The following is a 16,678-nucleotide window of genomic DNA, read 5'->3' on the forward strand; positions in this document are numbered from 1 at the left end:
TCCCCGATAGGGGTGCGCTGTAAGAAAGGTGGTTTTTGTATGAAGCAGTCGATCCGCATCACCTCCCGTGTGAACAAACGGCTTTACGCGGACGCGATACCGGGGCATTTTGCCACGAATCATTCGCACATCAACTACTATATTGATATGTCCGAGATCAAGCACCGCATGGCAATGTCCAGAGAAGCCGCGCGCAGCATTGCATACCAGTTCTCGTCCACCAGCATTGATACACTGCTGTGCATGGAAGGCACGGAGTACATCGGCGCGTATCTCGCCGGTGAGCTGTCGAGCGTGGGCATGGGCAATGTCAACAGCGGCAAGGATATTTATCTTGTCGAGCCGGACAGCAATGTCAACGGTCAGTTTGTGTTCTCGGATAACCTGCGCCATATGATCGAGCACCGCAATGTGCTTGTGCTGGTCAATTCCGCATCCACCGGTCAGACCTTCTCGCAGGCGAAGGAGTGCGTCGAGTATTACGGCGGCCGTGTCTCCGGCTTTGCGGCGCTGTTCTCCAATATCAGCGAGCTGAGCGGAAAAAAGGTCGTCAGCCTGTTCTCCGGCGCGGATTTTCCGCATTACCAGAACTTTGTGCGCGGTAAAGCCTGCCCGGACTGTGCCGCAGGCACTCCGCTGGATGCAATCGTCACCCCGAGAGGGTACAATAAGCTGTAACGGGCAAGAGGAAAGCGTGTGCTTTCCTCTTTTTTATGCGTATAGAATGGAAAATTGAAAATTGAGAATGGAAAATGAACGCGATGGTTTCTCTCGCCCTTCGGGCAATTCACCTTGTGTCGCGCTTGCAGAGATGAAATGGTATGTGTAGCAGTATGGAATCTGACACTGCGAATAGGTAGAGAAATGGGCGCACTCTGTGCGCCCCTACGGAAGAAAAAATCCTCTGCCGTTCCCCATTTTCGAAGCGGTCGCCGGTCTCTGGTCTGCGCCAGACTATCTTAGGAAAGGGGTGATTCACAAGAGGGTGGAAACCTTGGTGTCTACCCTCTTGTGCCCCTGCCGGGCAGGCAAGATTTCGTTCGCTTCGCAAGCGCTCAACCACCGTCTGGCAGAGACTAACAAACAATACTGATAACCGGAACTTTGAAAAAGCAAAAGAGGAAGGTAAAAACCTTCCTCTTTCATTTACTTTTTCAGAAATTCCGGCAGACGGCGGCGTGCCTCCAGACGATAAATCCGGTAGCCCTCCGCGGAGAACTTCTCCTCATACTCGGTCATGACATTGCCCTCAAAGTCCGAGTTATGCAGATCGAGCGAGATATTCTGAATCAGCCAGCCAAACTGGCAGATCTCCTGCAGACTCCACTCGAAAAAGCGCTGATTATCCGTCTTAAAGCACAGATCACCCTGCTGACGCAGGATTTCGTCATATACTTCCAGATATGCACGCCACGTCAGGCGGCGCTTGCGCTGACGGTTGGGCGGCCACGGATCGGAAAAATTCAGGTAAATGCGGTCCACCTCACCGGGCGCGAATACCTCGCGCAGCTCGGCTGCGTCGAAGGATACAAACCGAAGATTGGGCAGCGGCTGCTGCTGGCAGCGCTCGGCTGCCATGATGAGCGCACCTTCCTCGCGCTCGACCGCGATAAAGTTCACATCCGGGTGCTGCTCGGCCATGCCGATGGCAAAACGGCCCTTGCCGCAGCCGATCTCCAGATGGATCGGATTGTCGTTGCCGAACAGGGCGCGCCACTTGCCGCGTTTTTCCTTCGGCTCAAACGCCATAACGTCCGCGCAGGCGGCAAATCGAACGTCCAAGTTTTTCTTTTTGCGCATTCTCATGCGTGATAAACCCCTTACATCAGTATTTTAGGGCAACACCGCACAATTAAAGCTGCGGCGCTTTGCGGAAATTTTGAGTCCTGACTTTGTTGCGATTTTTTGCAATACGTCAGTATTGCTGCAAAACCGCGCCTCGTCAGTACGCAAAATTTACTCGCAAATCGCTCTTGTTCAATTGTGCGGTATTGCCCTAGTGCGGAAAACTGTCCTCAAACGGGACGAAAAAAGAGTAAGCTGTCGCAGAATACTCCGGTCTGCGGCACATCTTCTGCAATAATAGACATAATATTATACCACAGAGATATAGTATGACACAACCGTTATCTCAGCCAAATTTATAGAAAGACCACAACTTTCACAAAAAATATGCAAATTTGCAGATAGTTCTTGGTTAAATGCTACATCTGTGCTATAATAACAACAGATCCACTGACAGGGGGAGAGAAGGATATGTTTAAGCGTTCCAGCGGCGTGCTTGCGCACGTCACTTCACTGCCTTCGCCGCACGGCGTGGGCACCATGGGCAAGACCGCCCGTGATTTTGTAGATTTTCTGGCGGCGGCGCACCAGACCTACTGGCAGGTGCTTCCACTCGGTCATACCGGCTTCGGCGATTCGCCGTACCAGTGCTTTTCGGCAGCGGCAGGCAATCCGTATCTGATCGACATGGATCTGCTCGTGGAGGACGGTCTGCTCACTGCGGATGAGGTTCGTCAGGGCGATTTTGATGCTTCGCCGGATACCGCGGATTTTGAGCAGCTGGCCGATACCCGCTGGCCGCTGTTCCGCAAGGCATACAGCCGCGTGACACCGGAAATGCGCGAGGAAATCGCCGTCTTCACCGAGAAGAACAGCGAATGGCTGCCGGATTACGCGCTGTTCATGGCGCTCAAGGAGGAGAAATACCATCACATGCCGGTCTACATGTGGCCGGATAAGGATGTGCGCGACCGCAAGCCTGCAGCACTCGAAAAAGTGACCGCAGAGCTGCGTGACGAGGTAGATTTTCGTATTTTTCTGCAGTATATTTTCTTCAAGCAGTGGACGGCACTGCGCGAGTATGCCAACGAAAAGGGCATTCAGATCATCGGTGACATCCCGATTTACGTTTCCGCCGACTCGTCCGATGTATGGACACACCCCAAGCTGTTCAAGCTGAAGCCCGACCGCAGCCCCAAGCTGGTGGCAGGCGTACCGCCCGATTACTATTCTGCAACCGGTCAGCTGTGGGGCAACCCCGTGTACAACTGGGCAGCGCACAAGGCGGAAAACTACGCGTGGTGGATCTGGCGCATGAAGAGCAACATGGCGCTGTTCGACGTGGTACGTCTCGACCATTTTCGCGGTTTTGCCGCTTACTGGGAGGTCGGCGCGGACGAGGAGACCGCCATCAACGGCAAGTGGCGCAAGGGTCCCGGCATGGAGCTGTTTAACGCCATCGAGAAGGCGCTCGGTCCGGTGCCGCTCATCGCGGAGGATCTCGGCGTGCAGACCGATGAGGTCAAGAAGCTGCTCGAGGAAAGCGGTTTCCCGGGCATGCGTGTGCTGATTTTCGGCTTTACGCCGGATTACGACAACGAGCACCTGCCGCACAACTATAAGCCGAACAGCATTGTCTATACCTCGACGCACGATTCGCAGATCGTGTGCGAGCAGATCATGGACATCTGCTCCGAGCCGGAAAAGCAGTTTGCATACCGCTATCTGCGTACCTCGCACGCCGAGGCCATGGGCTGGAGTGCCATCAAGTGCGTATGGGCGTCCTCGGCGAACATCGCTATGACGACCCTGCAGGATCTGCTCTCGCTCGGTGCGGATTCCCGCATGAATACGCCTGCCACCATCGGCGGCAAAAACTGGCGCTGGCGCGTGCGCGCGGAAGCGCTCAACCCGACGGTTTCGTCCATGCTCGGTGAAATTACCAAGACGTATATGCGCGGGTAAGAAAATGTGCTATAATGATACCGCATCACGGGATTCTGTGGTGCGGTATTCTATTTTCACGGACAAGAAAAGGACGAATATGTATGAAAATGACAACGGCCATTTTTGATTTAGACGGTACGCTGCTCAACACGCTCGGTGATCTGTGCGACAGCGTAACCTATGCCGTGGAGAAGCACGGCTTTCCGCCGGTGAGCATGGAGCAGACGCGCATCCGCATCGGCAACGGCGTACGCAAGCTGGTCGAGCGCAGCATTCCCGAGGAGAGCCGCACGGACGAGATGATCGACATCTGTCTGGCGGATTTCCGCGCGTTCTACGGCGAGCACATGATGAACCGCACGCATCCGTATGAGGGCATTGTTTCGGTGCTCGAAACGCTCAAGGAGAACGGCGTGACGGTCGGTGTGCTGTCGAACAAGTACGATTCCGCCGCGAAAGCACTGATTGAGCACTATTTTGGTGATTTAGTAAGCATTACCTATGGCGAACGCCCGAATATCCCGCGCAAGCCGGATCCGACAAGCGTGCTGCAGCTGCTGGACGAGCTGGGCGGCGATAAGGAAACGACCCTCTACATCGGCGACAGCGCGACCGATATGCAGACCGCAGTAAACGCAGGACTGACCGCCATCGGTGTTGCCTGGGGATTTCGCTCGGCGGAGGAGCTGCGTGCATCCGGTGCGGACGCGCTTGCGTATGAGCCGAGCGATCTGCTGCCGCTGTTCGAGTACGGCGTGCCCGATGTGAGCAAGGCGGAGAAGGCTCTGACCGGCTACGGCTTCGGTTTCCACTATTTTGCAACAAAAGACGAGGCGGTTTCCTACCTGAGAGACACCTGTGCAGGCAAATCCGTGTCGATGGGCGGCTCAATGACGATGAAGCAGCTTGGTTTTCCGGAGAACTTTGCGGACAGCACGGACGTGCACTGGCATTGGATCGACAAGGGCGTGTACTGCCAGACGCCGGACGTTTACCTGTCTTCAGCGAACGGACTGAGCGAGACTGGCGAGATCGTCAACATCGACGGTAAGTGCAACCGCGTGGCGGCCACGCTGTTCGGACCGAAGCGCTGCATTTTCGTGTGCGGCGTGAACAAGCTGCGTCCCGACCTGCAGAGCGCCATCGAGCGGGCAAGAAATATTGCCGCTCCGCTCAATGCCAAGCGGCTGAATAAAAAAACACCGTGTGCGGTTGACGGCAGATGTCACAACTGTAAAAGTCCGGAGCGTATCTGCCGCGCCATGGTCATTCATATGGGCGTGCCGAGCGGATTTGAAAGCTGTGAGGTCGTGCTCATCGGCGAAAAACTGGGATATTAAGGCAATACCGCATAATTGAACAAGAGTGATTTGCGAGTAAATTTTGCGTACTGACGAGGCACAGTTTTGCGGTAATACTTGATGTATTACCGTGAAACTGCAACAAAGTCAGAGCACAAAATTTCCGCAAAGCACCGCCGCTTTAATTGTGCGGTGTTGCCTTAACAAAAACCCGTGTATTTCTTGTGAAATACACGGGTTTAGTTTATCGAAAAAGTTGAAATTTAATTCAATCGCGCGACAGCGTGCAAAAAATAGAATTTGCTGTGCAAATTCGTAAAAAGCCGGAGCATGTATCTGGCTTTTTACACTTTTAGAGGGAGAAAGTTTCTGCATAGGAACTTTCGGACGACTTTGGAACGGCCTGCGGTCCGTTCCTGCTTGTCGGCGAAACTGTAGTTTCGCGACAGCCGCAACCCGTGTATCTCTTGTGAAATACACGGTTTTTTGTTAAATAAGCACCTCAAACACCCATACCATCAGCGGCATGGTGAGGATGGAGAACAGCGTTGTGAGCACATACAGTGCACTGGAATACTCAGCATCGCGGTCGTAAAGCTGCGCCATCGAAGTAACCGTAGCGCACGCAGGCGTGATGCACGCGAGATACACGGTCAGCAGAATGCTGTGTCCATCCGGAATCCAGCTTGCCGCACCGATGACGCGAAGCAGCAGTACCGTGATAATCGGGCAGATAATCAGCCGCAGCAGCACAGGAACATAATGCCGACGGCGCATAAACAGCTGGCGGAGCGGCGTGTCCGCAATGACGATACCGGCCAGCAGCATGCCGATCGGACCGACCATCGCGCCAAGCTGAGAGAACAAATCGTTCACCAGACCGGGCAGCGGCAGCCGCAGGATGAACAGTGCACCGCCGATCAAAATGGCGATGATATTGACATTGCCGATGATCTTTTTCCACTCAAAGCCGCGCGTACCGCAGAGCAGACTGCGGCAGTGCGTCCACAGGAGAACCTGCTGTACGACGAGGAACGCACAGGAATAGATCACATAATCCTCGCCAAGCAGTGCCCGCACCAGCGGAATGACCAGAATGCCCGCATTCGTGTAGATGATGCAGGTGCGCTCAATCACATCCAGCCGCAGCGGACGGCGCAGCAGCCGCGCCAGCAGAAGAAGCAGCGCGTGCAGCGCAATCGCCAGCGCAAAGGCGTACAGCAATCCGGTAACAACGGCAGGAGAGTAATCCACCTGAAAGGCGTTGATGATGACGCACGGCATGACCGCATATACCATCACGACCGACAGCACGCGGCTGTCCGCACTTTTGAGCAGCCGGGCCTTGACGAGCACGCAGCCGATCAGAAGAATGAGAAACAGCTCGGCAATCTGCTGCGCTAAAATAAGACTGATTTGCATAATATCACTTTCACAGCAAAAAAAAGAGGGAAAAGTGGAGAGCATACCGCAGCCGGTGTTCTCTCCACTCTTCATTTAAATTGTATTTAGAACAGACCGGTGATCTTACCGTTGCTGTCTACGTCGATCTTCTCTGCAGCCGGAACCTTGGGCAGACCAGGCATGGTCATGATCGAGCCGGTCTCTACAACAACAAAGCCTGCACCGGCAGCCAGACGAGCGGTGCGCACGTTGACAACAAACTCGGTCGGGCGGCCGAGCAGCGATGCGTCATCGGAGAGCGAATACTGCGTCTTTGCAACGCAGACCGGCAGGTTGCCGTAGCCCATCTCGGTGATGTTTGCCAGCTCCTTCTTTGCGGCAGGCGCGATGGTCACGCCGAGTGCACCGTAAATCTCCTTGGCGATCTTGCGGATTTTGTCTTCGAGCGGGAGCGAATCCTCGTACAGCATGTGGAAGTCGGCCTTGCTCTCGTCAAGCACAGCCAGAACTTCGTCAGCCAGCGCCTGACCGCCTTCGCCGCCCTTGGCAAATACCTCAGAGAGTGCTACGCGCACACCGCGCTCGGCACAGTGCTCGCGGATGAAATCCATCTCCTCATCGGTGTCGGTCGGGAATGCGTTGACGGCAACAACGACCGGTACGCCGAACTTCTTCATGTTATCCAGATGCGCATCCAGATTGCAGATACCGTGCTTCAGCGCATCCATGTTCGGCTGGTTGAGATCAGCCTTGGCTACACCGCCGTTGTACTTGAGCGCGCGGACGGTCGCAACCAGTACGATGCAGTCCGGAGCCAGACCGGCCTTGCGGCACTTGATGTCCATGAATTTCTCTGCGCCGAGGTCAGCGCCGAAGCCTGCCTCTGTGATGGCAATATCACCCAGCTTGAGCGCCAGCTTGGTTGCCTGCACGCTGTTGCAGCCGTGCGCGATATTGGCGAACGGACCGCCGTGCATCAGACAGGGCGTGCCCTCGAGCGTCTGAATCAGGTTGGGCTTGATGGCATCCTTCATCAGTGCCGTCATGGCGCCCTCTGCATGCAGGTCGCGGGCGTAGATCGGCTTGCCGGCGTAGCTGTATGCCACCAGAATATCACCGAAACGCTTTTTCAGGTCGTCCAGATCAGCAGCCAGACACAGGATAGCCATAACCTCGGATGCTACGGTGATCATGAAGTGATCCTCGCGCGGCACACCGTTCACCTTGCCGCCCAGACCGATGGTGATGTTGCGGAGAGCACGGTCGTTCATGTCCATTACGCGGGTGAACACAATACGGCGCGGATCAATGTTCAGCAGATTGCCCTGCTGCATGTGGTTGTCCAGCATGGCGCACAGCAGGTTGTTTGCCGCTGTGATGGCGTGCATATCGCCGGTAAAGTGCAGGTTGATGTCCTCCATCGGCACGACCTGCGCGTAGCCGCCGCCTGCCGCGCCGCCCTTGATGCCGAATACCGGACCGAGAGACGGCTCACGCAGTGCGATAATAGCGTTTTTGCCCTGTTTGCACAGTGCCTGACCCAGACCGACCGAGGTCGTGGTCTTGCCCTCACCGGCAGGCGTCGGGTTGATGGCGGTAACGAGGACCAGCTTGCCGTTTTCCTTGTCCTTCACCTTGGTCCACACGTCTGCGGACAGCTTTGCCTTGTACTTGCCGTACAGCTCCAGATCGTCGGCATCCAGACCGGCAGCAGCGGCAACCTCGGTGATCGGGCGCATCTGACAGCCCTGTGCGATTTCAATATCGGATAACATGAAATTCCTCCTCTATTTTGCAGCGGGTAACATAATATATTCATTATATCAATACTTCGTCCGGTTTTCCATACAAGCACGCGAAAAATTTGCCGAAATTGTTACTCGCAAAGCGGGGTGTGTTGTGGTATCATATAGAAATGTAATTGAGAATGGAAAATGAACAATGAAAATGAGTGTGGCAGTGCAAAGCACTGCAATTTAATTCTGCCGCTTTGCGGCGATACATTGATTTCCGATTCTCAATTCTCAATTTTCCATTTTGAAAGGGAGGGGTTTGATGGATACTGCTCGTTCCATTGTACACTCTGTTACGCATTATATCAAAAACACCGACCTGTATCTGATGCTGCTGGGACTGGTCTGCTCGATCTACGGCATGCTCCTCATTTACTCGGCAACGCTCAATCCGGTGACGGCGCTGGACGGCTCGACGAAAAACCTGTATGTACAGGGTGCCGCGATCATTCTCGGTCTGGCGGCGTTTGTCGCGCTCAGTCTGATCGACTTGGAAAATCTGGGCGACCTATGGAAAATATTCGTGATCGGCAATATTCTGCTGCAGTTTCTGCTGTTTACGCCGCTCGGCACCGAGGTCAACGGCCAGCGTGCATGGCTCAATCTGGGCGTGACAAGCCTGCAGCCGGGTGAGCTTGGCAAGCTGATCTTCATCTTCACGATTGCCGCGCACATGACCGAAATACAGGATCATATCACCGAATGGCGCGGACTGGTTTCGGTCGGTCTGCACACGCTGGTAATGATGGGGGCGGTCGTGCTCTCGTCGGGTGACACCGGCATGGCGATTCAGTACCTGATGATCGCGGTTATCATGCTGTTCTCGGCCGGTCTGCCGCTCAAGTGGCTGGGCATTGCTGCCGGAGTCGGTATCGCAAGCGTGCCGATCCTGTGGAATTATGTGCTCAAGGATTACCAGAAAACGCGAATCCTCGTGCTGTTTGACCCGTCCATTGACGTGGAACAGTCCCGACAGGCGACCTACGGCAAGATCGCCATCGGCTCGGGGCAGTTTACCGGTCAAGGCTGGACCAACGGCACGATGACCCAGATGCAGTATGTGCCGGAGAACCAGACCGACTATATTTTCTCGGTAGCCGGCGAGGAACTGGGCTTCCTCGGCTGTCTGCTCATCATCATCCTGCTGATGGCGCTGATCATCCGCCTGTTTTATGTGGCGTACCGCGCCTCCACGCCGTTTTCGGCGCTGATTGCGGTCGGCGTAGGCGGCATGCTGCTGTTCCAGACCTTTATGAATATCTTTATGAATGTCGGTCTGCTGCCTGTCATGGGCCTGACGCTGCCGTTCTTCTCCTACGGCGGTACGTCCATCGTTACCATGTTCGCCGCGCTCGGCATCGCCGCAGGCGTCAGAATGCGGGAAAAGCCAAGCTGGCTGCAAAACTGATATGGGCATCCCGCCCTGCGCATACATTGAAAATGACAGAAGGGATTTTGCAAAATGACCAGACAACAAGCATGGGAGCTTCTTCGCAGGTACAACGCGGAGCCGTTCCATTTACGGCATGCGCTGACGGTTGAGGGCGTCATGCGCTGTTTTGCGGAGCAGCGCGGTTATGACTCGGAATTCTGGGGCATTGTCGGCCTGCTGCACGACATTGATTTCGAGCAGTGGCCGGAGCAGCACTGTGTCAAGGCGCCCGAGCTGCTGCGCGAGGGCGGTGCAGACGAGAGTATCATTCACGCGGTATGCAGCCACGGCTGGGCAATTTGCGTGGATATCAAGCCGGAGCACGAGATGGAAAAGCTGCTGTATGCAGCCGATGAGCTGACCGGCCTGATCGGTGCGGCGGCGCTCATGCGCCCGTCCAAGAGCGTGCAGGACATGGAGCTCAAGAGCCTGAAGAAGAAATACAAGGATAAAAAGTTCGCGGCAGGCTGCTCGCGTGAGGTCATCGAGCGCGGCGCGGAGCTGTGTGGACTGACGCTCGAGGAGCTGTGGCAGCAGACACTGGATGCCATGCGCTCCTGCGAGGATTCCATCAACAGGCAGATGGAAGAGATTTAACGAAATATTGTACTTATATGGAATAATCGGGGCATTTGTAATATTACAAATGCCCCGGTTTCGTCATATTTCGTTGAAATGTGCCATGTTTTGTGGTAGAATACCATCGAGAATGTCCACAGCGGGCATGCAGGAAAGCAACCCACCGGCGAAACAGCATGGAGGTTCAAGAATGCGTTTCAAACGAATGATCGCGGCATTGCTTAGTGCGGCGATATATATGACAGCGGGTGCGGCAGCCGCAGAATTGCCGCAGGATGCCGCGGAGGCAGAGACCACAGCCGTCACGACCGAGACTGCCGCCGAGCGGGATCTGACACAGGATCTGCCGCAGGCGAGAGCAGTCGTCAGCGCGGCAAAGACCACGCACGCGTTTCAGCTCAACGGCAAGGCGGTGACCAATCCGCAGGCGTACTTAATTAACAAGTATAATTATTTCAAGTTGCGCGATGTAGCGTATCTGCTGCGCAACAGCACCGCAGAGTTTGAGGTAGGCTGGGAGAAGTCCACCAACGTTATCACCCTGACGACCGGCAAGAACTACACCGCGGTCGGCGGAGAGCTGAACACGAAGGCACTGTCCAGCGCGGCAGGCAAACCCACCACGGCTATCGTCAAGGTGAACGGCAAAAAGGTTTCGTTTGACGGTTACATCATCAACGGAAACAACTACTACAAGATTGCTGATATGGCGGCCGCACTCGGCTTTACGGCGGATTATGACGTACCAAGCCGCACGGTTTCGCTCAAAACACCGACGCCTGCACCGATTCCGGCTTCGTTCACGACCGGTGTGTACCGCGTCAATGTCCATTCGGCGCTGACCGTGCGCAGCGGTCCGGGCAAAACCTATTCCGAAGTCGGTGAGTACGCCAAGGATGCGCTGGTTATCGTGGACAAGCTGTCGAACGGCTGGGCGCACCTGCTGGACAGCGCAGGTGGCAGCGGCCGTTACTGCAGCGCGGACTATCTGGTGCGTGTAAGGGATTACAATGCGGCGGTCGATAAGCAGACCGAGCCGACTGTCTCCCAGCCGAGCACACCTTCGACGCCGAGTACACCTTCGACGCCGAGTACACCGGTGACTCCTGACGAGCCGACAACGCCGACTGAGCCGACAACGCCGGACACGCCCGCCGAGACATTCACAAGCGGCGTGTATCGTGTAACCGTGGGTTCCGAGCTGTCTGTTCGCTCGAGCCCGAGCACCTCCGGTACACTGGTCGGTGTGCTGAAAAACGGCGCGGAAATCGCGGTTGACAGCATCAGCAACGGCTGGGCGCATATTATGGATAACTCTTCGGGCAGCGGCCGCTACTGCAGTGCGGCTTACCTGACGCGCGTGCGCGACTACGTCAGCGGCGACGAGGATAACGATCCGATACAGCCGCCGCGCACCTCGCACATTGACGGCGTGAAGACGGTCATTATCGACCCGGGTCACGGCGGCAGCGATGTCGGCGCGAACAACGGCGGTTCGCTCGATGAGAAGCACGTCAACCTGTATGTGGCGCAGTACCTCAAGCAGTACCTTGAGGCAGCCGGTGCAAAGGTTATCATGGTGCGCGATACCCTTGAGGAAGGCAGCGAGCTGACGCTGCGCGGCGCTGTTATGAAACAGTATGCGTCCTCGGCGGACCTGTTCTTCAGTATCCACCACAATGCAGCCAACACCACTGCACGCGGCGCGGAGATCCTGGCGCAGATTGCGGACAAGAACGGCGGACCGACCAAGATTCTGGCGCAGGCGCTGCTCGACGAGTACGAAAAGCTGGGTGTTCCGATTCGCCAGATCGTGTTCCGCGAGGGCAGTCACGGCGATTATTATTACACCAACCGTGCAGCAGCGGCGCTGAATATTCCGGCGCTGACGAGTGAATTCTGTTTCATTGATAACGAGGAGGACCAGAAGTTCATCGACAGTGAGGAGGACTGGCAGAAGCAGGCGCGTGCACAGTGCAATGCGATCCTGTATTATTTCACACAGGTGCAGTATTAAGGCAATGTCGCATAATTAAAGCGGCGGTGCCTTAAGTAAACTATAAGTTGACCGCGTCGTTTACGGCGCGGTTTGCTTTGAAAAAGGAGATATTTGTTATGACAGAACGGGCAAAACTGGCACAGGATTTTCACGATCAGGGCTACAACTGCGCACAGGCGGTGGTCTGCGCGTACTGCGATCTGGTTGGTCTGGATAAGGAGACCGCCTATAAAATGTCGGAAGGCTTCGGCTTCGGCATGGGCTGTATGGAGATGTGCGGCGCGCTGAGCGGTGCGTTCATGCTCGCGGGCATGAAGAACAGCGCAGGAGCGGATAAGCCGGGCACGACCAAGGGGCAGACCTATAAGGTCACGAAGATGCTCAAGGAGAAGTTCGAGCAGAAGAACGGCGCGTATCTGTGCCGCGACCTCAAGGGCGTAGCTGACGGCAATGTACGGCGCTCCTGCCCGGGCTGCATTGAGGATGCGTGTGAGTTGATTGAGGAATACCTCACGAAATAAAAAGAAAATCCCTTTCTCGACTGAGAAAGGGATTTTTTTGTGCAATTCGGAGGGCAGCGGCGGGATGTCTCATCCCGCCGTTCCACAGAGAATCTGCACGATAACAAATCAAAACTTACAGATTAAACACAATGCCGCATACCGCGCCGATCAGGATAAACACGATCGGATGCAGCTTTTTGAGCTTCCAGATACCGAGCGACAGCACGAGGAAAATAATTATCGCCGGAACATTGATGACTGAGCCGAGACTTGCGATACCTGACCAGTTTTCCGTATGCAGCAGGGAAGCGGCGAACACCTCGAGCATTGCGCCGAAGATCAGACCCGCAGACGCCGGACGCAGGCCGTAAAAGCCGTTCTTGACCAGCGGAGAGTCGCGGAACTTATCGAGCGCACGCGACACCAGAATGATGATGATGACCGACGGCAACACAAGCGAGCAGGTCGCTGTGATGGCACCGGGAATGCCGGCTGCGTGGAAGCCTGCGTATGTTGCCGAGTTGACACCCATCGGACCGGGTGTGGACTCGGAGACCGCAATCATGTCCATCAGATCATTCGGCGTGAACCACGGATACCGCAGCGAAATCTGCTTGAGAAAGGGCAGGGTCGCCAGTCCGCCGCCGATGGCGAACAGACCCGCCTTGAAAAATTCATAAAACAGCTGAAGGAAAATCATGCGCGTTTCCTCCTGATCATACCGATGATAATACCGGCAGCAGCGGCGATAACGACCATTACAACCGGCGATACGCCGAAGAAGGCGACAGCCGCGAACGTAACGAGCAGGATAACGCTGGTCGGCACGTCAACAACGCCCTTTTTCGCCATTTTCCACACGGACTGCAGCACGAGCGCGCAGACCGCGATGCGGATTCCGGCAAATGCGTGCTGCACAACAGCGAGATGCGCAAACTGCTGGATAAATGCGGCGATAATCGTGATAATAATCAGCGATGGCGTGATCATGCCCGCCGTGGCGGCAATGCCGCCGAGAATGCCGTGCGTCTTGTAGCCGATGAACGTGGCGGTGTTCACCGCGATAACGCCCGGGGTGCACTGACCGATGGCGTAGTAGTCCATCAGCTCGTCCTCAGTTGTCCAGTGGCGATTTTCAACGACCTCGCGCTGCAGAATCGGCAGCATGGCATAGCCGCCGCCGAATGTGCACACGCCAATCCTTGCAAACGTGAGGTATAAATCAAGGTAAGGATTCAAATGATACAGTCCTTTCGTCAGGAGATAACTTCAATAGTATACACCCGTTGTCGAAAAATGAACAGAATAATCCTGTTAAGAGAATGAAAAAAACGCTCAAAGCAGCAGCTCTAAGCGTTTTCTGTTTACTTTGCGGGAATGACCTCCAGCCAGTAGCCGTCCGGGTCGGAGATGAAATAGATGCCCATTGCCGGATTTTCAAAGCAGATGCAGTCCATTTCCTTGTGCTTTGCGTGTGCGGCATCGAAATCATCCACGCGGAAGGCCAGATGGAACTCGTTGTCACCGAGGTTGTACGGCTTGTCCCAGTCGCGCAGCCACGTCAGCTCGAGCAGATGCGGCGTTACGCCATCGGTCAGGTATACAATAATGAAGCTGCCGTCCGGTGCGTTGATGCGGCTGGATTCGGTCAGACCGAGAGCCTCCTTATAAAAAGAAAGCGAGCGGTTCAGATCGCGGACATTAAAATTGTTGTGTGCAAACGAAAATTGCATAATGATATCCTCCTGATTGCGAATCTACGGTTACTGTACCATGAAGCCGCAGAAATTGCAAGCGGACGGCGAAAAGATACAAAACCGGTTTGCATTTAGTGTTGAAATTTCTACAATGGCTTGCTATAATTAGGTTGAATATTTGCGTCCCAAAAAGGAGGCAGGGGTTTGAAAAAGAGATTACAGAATATGCTGGCTCCCAACAGCGTAATTTTTTATGTGCTGTTTTTCCTGTTTGCAGTCGTGGGACTTTATTTCTCCCGCGTGTACGGTGCGGCAGGTATTGTGGTGTGCATCATCCTGCGGATTGTTTCGCTGCGCATGAATGCGGCACGGCGGCGGCAGGTGCAGGAGCTGATGAACAACATCGAGGTAGATGGCGGAGAGATCCGTCCGGCGGTGACACGCTCGCCGCTGCCGACAGCTGTTGCGCTGGCTACCACGGGCGAGATCGTATGGGCGAATGACGCATTTGCGGAAATCAGCGGTCGGGGGACTGCGGTAAGCGGCGTTCGCATGGGCGAGATCGCACCGACGTTTGAGACCGGCTGGCTCATCAAGGGGCAGACCGCGTTCCCGGGAGAGCTTGGCATCGGCAAGCGGCAGTACCATGTATTCGGCAGTATGGTGCAGAGCGGTGCGGGACAGCTGATGATGCTGCATTTTATCGACTGCACCGAGTTTGTCCGTCTGCGGGATGCGGCTGAGACTACCCGTCCGGCTATCGCGGTTATCGCGATCGACAACTACGAGGAGCTGGTCAAGAACACCACCGACTCGGAAAAATCCAACATTCTGGCGGGCATTGACAAACGTCTGTTTGCCTGGGTGAAGGACTCAAGCGCCGTACTGCGCAAGTATGACCGCGACAAGTATATCTTCGTGATCGAAAACGCCGAGCTGGACAAGCTGGTCGCGCGCAAGTTCTCTGTTCTGCAGGAGGTGCGCGAAATTGAGAACCACGAGGGCGTTGTAGCTACCCTGTCCATCGGTATCGGACGCGACGGCGAAACGCTTGCAGAAAGCTATCAGTTTGCCGGACTCGCTGTCGACATGGCGCTGTCCCGCGGCGGCGACCAGGCGGTTATCAAGAATAAATTTAACTTTGCTTTCTTCGGCGGATTGAGCGAGGAAGTCGAGAAGCGCACCAAGGTCAAGAGCCGCGTGGTTGCCAACGCACTCAGCCAGCTGATCCGCGACTCGTCTCAGGTGCTGGTCATGGGCCACAAGAACAGCGATATGGACGCCATCGGCGCTGCTGCCGGTATGGTCTGTGCCGCGCGTGTCAAGGGCAGACCGGTGCACATTGTTGTGGACCGTCAGCACACCATGGCAAATGACCTGATCGAACGGCTGGAAACCCAGTCTGAGTACAAGGGCGTGTTCATCAGCGCCGAGGATGCGATGATCGCGTGCGATTTCAACACGCTGCTTATCGTGGTGGACGTAAACCGTCCCGGCTATGTGGAGAGCGCGGCGCTGCTCGAATCCATCAACAAGATCGCAGTCATTGATCATCACCGCCGTGCGGCAGATTATATCGAGAACGCAGTCGTATCCCTGCACGAGCCGTATGCGTCGTCCGCATCCGAGCTGGTCAGCGAGCTGCTGCAGTATCTTGTGCCGACCAGCGGCATCCTCACCTGCGAGGCGGAAGCCATGCTGGCAGGTATTTATCTGGATACCAAGGGCTTTGCAACGCGCACCGGCGTCCGCACATTTGAGGCGGCAGCGTATCTGCGCCGCGCAGGTGCGGAGTCGAGCGATGTCAAGCGCCTGTTCCAGTCCAGCTTTGACCAGTATATGGAACGTCAGAAGCTGATCTCGTCCGCGCGCAACTGCGGTCAGGGCGTTATCTTCGCTATCACCGGCGAGGAGGTAGACCGTATTGCGGCCGCACAGGCAGCAGACGAGCTGCTGTCCATCATCGGCACACATGCAAGCGTTGTTGCGTTCCGCAGCGGCGATGATATGGCGGTTTCCGCTCGTGCGGCAGGCCACGTCAATGTGCAGCTGCTGATGGAGAGACTCGGCGGCGGCGGCAACCATTCGGCGGCCGGTGCACAGCTAAAAAACACCACGCCGGAGGAGGCCGACAAGCTGATCACGGATGCCATTCGCGGCTACTTCGACGATCAGCGGACCGAGAAACAGGACGAAAACAAATAACAGTCTGTCGGAAAAGGCGTTTCACGACAGCCG

The 16,678-nt window shown here is 55.5% G+C and carries 14 protein-coding genes; 8 read left to right on the plus strand and 6 right to left on the minus strand.

Annotated elements, in window-relative coordinates:
• The first annotated feature begins 39 nt into the window (after window positions 1-39).
• Window positions 40-678, plus strand: a complete 639-nt coding sequence (locus C7386_RS07185) for a phosphoribosyltransferase (RefSeq protein ID WP_116705155.1) — start codon at window positions 40-42, stop codon at window positions 676-678.
• A gap of 468 nt (window positions 679-1,146) precedes the next feature.
• Here the strand turns inward: C7386_RS07185 and trmB are convergent, their stop codons facing one another.
• Window positions 1,147-1,806 (minus strand): tRNA (guanosine(46)-N7)-methyltransferase TrmB, encoded by a 660-nt coding sequence (gene trmB, locus C7386_RS07190; RefSeq protein WP_110436112.1) that lies wholly within the window; start codon window positions 1,804-1,806, stop codon window positions 1,147-1,149.
• Between the two features lie 450 nt (window positions 1,807-2,256).
• On the opposite strand from trmB, the gene malQ reads away from it, so the two are divergent.
• Together malQ and C7386_RS13715 are read left to right on the plus strand one after the other, a co-directional pair.
• Window positions 2,257-3,750: a 4-alpha-glucanotransferase gene (gene malQ / locus C7386_RS07195; protein WP_116705156.1), complete on the plus strand. Its 1,494-nt coding sequence runs from the start codon at window positions 2,257-2,259 to the stop codon at window positions 3,748-3,750.
• Window positions 3,751-3,833: 83 nt separating this feature from the next.
• The gene (locus C7386_RS13715) at window positions 3,834-5,072 is read left to right on the plus strand and encodes an HAD-IA family hydrolase (RefSeq protein WP_286050299.1); all 1,239 of its coding nucleotides are present in this window, start codon (window positions 3,834-3,836) and stop codon (window positions 5,070-5,072) included.
• Window positions 5,073-5,522: 450 nt separating this feature from the next.
• On the opposite strand, the gene C7386_RS07205 is transcribed toward C7386_RS13715, so the two are convergent.
• Window positions 5,523-6,455 carry an AEC family transporter gene (locus C7386_RS07205; protein ID WP_110436115.1) on the minus strand — a complete coding sequence of 311 codons (933 nt, stop codon included), beginning with the start codon at window positions 6,453-6,455 and terminating at the stop codon, window positions 5,523-5,525.
• Between the two features lie 86 nt (window positions 6,456-6,541).
• The gene (locus tag C7386_RS07210) at window positions 6,542-8,212 is read right to left on the minus strand and encodes a formate--tetrahydrofolate ligase (RefSeq protein WP_110436116.1); all 1,671 of its coding nucleotides are present in this window, start codon (window positions 8,210-8,212) and stop codon (window positions 6,542-6,544) included.
• Between the two features lie 280 nt (window positions 8,213-8,492).
• On the opposite strand from C7386_RS07210, the gene C7386_RS07215 reads away from it, so the two are divergent.
• From C7386_RS07215 to C7386_RS07230, 4 genes are all read left to right on the plus strand, one after another.
• Window positions 8,493-9,638: an FtsW/RodA/SpoVE family cell cycle protein gene (locus tag C7386_RS07215; protein ID WP_116705157.1), complete on the plus strand. Its 1,146-nt coding sequence runs from the start codon at window positions 8,493-8,495 to the stop codon at window positions 9,636-9,638.
• Between the two features lie 54 nt (window positions 9,639-9,692).
• Window positions 9,693-10,259, plus strand: a complete 567-nt coding sequence (locus tag C7386_RS07220) for a hydrolase (protein WP_110436118.1) — start codon at window positions 9,693-9,695, stop codon at window positions 10,257-10,259.
• A gap of 172 nt (window positions 10,260-10,431) precedes the next feature.
• Window positions 10,432-12,258, plus strand: coding sequence for an N-acetylmuramoyl-L-alanine amidase (locus C7386_RS07225; RefSeq protein ID WP_110436119.1), 1,827 nt, complete (start codon window positions 10,432-10,434; stop codon window positions 12,256-12,258).
• 98 nt (window positions 12,259-12,356) lie between these two features.
• Entirely contained in the window at window positions 12,357-12,761 is a 405-nt protein-coding gene (locus C7386_RS07230) for a C-GCAxxG-C-C family protein (RefSeq protein ID WP_110436120.1), read from the plus strand.
• Between the two features lie 115 nt (window positions 12,762-12,876).
• Here the strand turns inward: C7386_RS07230 and C7386_RS07235 are convergent, their stop codons facing one another.
• The 3 genes from C7386_RS07235 to C7386_RS07245 all read right to left on the minus strand — a co-directional run bounded on the left by C7386_RS07235 (window position 12,877) and on the right by C7386_RS07245 (window position 14,476).
• Window positions 12,877-13,443 (minus strand): chromate transporter, encoded by a 567-nt coding sequence (locus C7386_RS07235; protein WP_110436121.1) that lies wholly within the window; start codon window positions 13,441-13,443, stop codon window positions 12,877-12,879.
• A complete protein-coding gene (locus tag C7386_RS07240; protein WP_116705158.1) occupies window positions 13,440-13,982 on the minus strand; it encodes a chromate transporter in 543 nt (180 codons plus the stop codon). The genes C7386_RS07235 and C7386_RS07240 overlap by 4 nt, the downstream gene beginning before the upstream one ends.
• A gap of 125 nt (window positions 13,983-14,107) precedes the next feature.
• On the minus strand, window positions 14,108-14,476 hold the full coding sequence (locus C7386_RS07245) for a VOC family protein (protein WP_116705159.1): 369 nt from the start codon (window positions 14,474-14,476) through the stop codon (window positions 14,108-14,110).
• A gap of 168 nt (window positions 14,477-14,644) precedes the next feature.
• On the opposite strand from C7386_RS07245, the gene C7386_RS07250 reads away from it, so the two are divergent.
• Complete coding sequence (locus tag C7386_RS07250) at window positions 14,645-16,645, plus strand: DHH family phosphoesterase (protein ID WP_116705160.1); 2,001 nt, start codon at window positions 14,645-14,647, stop codon at window positions 16,643-16,645.
• Window positions 16,646-16,678: the final 33 nt, after the last annotated feature.

The organism is Agathobaculum butyriciproducens, assembly GCA_003096535.1.
Lineage (GTDB): Bacteria > Bacillota > Clostridia > Oscillospirales > Butyricicoccaceae > Agathobaculum > Agathobaculum butyriciproducens.

What these genes read in the sequence shown, in the direction of transcription:
- malQ (WP_116705156.1), top strand. Translation starts at nt 2,257, where the DNA reads ATGTTTAAGCGTTCCAGCGGCGTGCTTGCGCACGTCACTTCACTGCCT.
- C7386_RS07230 (WP_110436120.1), top strand. Translation starts at nt 12,357, where the DNA reads ATGACAGAACGGGCAAAACTGGCACAGGATTTTCACGATCAGGGCTAC.
- C7386_RS13715 (WP_286050299.1), top strand. Translation starts at nt 3,834, where the DNA reads ATGAAAATGACAACGGCCATTTTTGATTTAGACGGTACGCTGCTCAAC.
- C7386_RS07215 (WP_116705157.1), top strand. Translation starts at nt 8,493, where the DNA reads ATGGATACTGCTCGTTCCATTGTACACTCTGTTACGCATTATATCAAA.
- C7386_RS07210 (WP_110436116.1), bottom strand. Translation starts at nt 8,212, where the DNA reads ATGTTATCCGATATTGAAATCGCACAGGGCTGTCAGATGCGCCCGATC.
- C7386_RS07205 (WP_110436115.1), bottom strand. Translation starts at nt 6,455, where the DNA reads ATGCAAATCAGTCTTATTTTAGCGCAGCAGATTGCCGAGCTGTTTCTC.
- C7386_RS07245 (WP_116705159.1), bottom strand. Translation starts at nt 14,476, where the DNA reads ATGCAATTTTCGTTTGCACACAACAATTTTAATGTCCGCGATCTGAAC.
- trmB (WP_110436112.1), bottom strand. Translation starts at nt 1,806, where the DNA reads ATGAGAATGCGCAAAAAGAAAAACTTGGACGTTCGATTTGCCGCCTGC.
- C7386_RS07225 (WP_110436119.1), top strand. Translation starts at nt 10,432, where the DNA reads ATGCGTTTCAAACGAATGATCGCGGCATTGCTTAGTGCGGCGATATAT.
- C7386_RS07220 (WP_110436118.1), top strand. Translation starts at nt 9,693, where the DNA reads ATGACCAGACAACAAGCATGGGAGCTTCTTCGCAGGTACAACGCGGAG.
- C7386_RS07235 (WP_110436121.1), bottom strand. Translation starts at nt 13,443, where the DNA reads ATGATTTTCCTTCAGCTGTTTTATGAATTTTTCAAGGCGGGTCTGTTC.
- C7386_RS07185 (WP_116705155.1), top strand. Translation starts at nt 40, where the DNA reads ATGAAGCAGTCGATCCGCATCACCTCCCGTGTGAACAAACGGCTTTAC.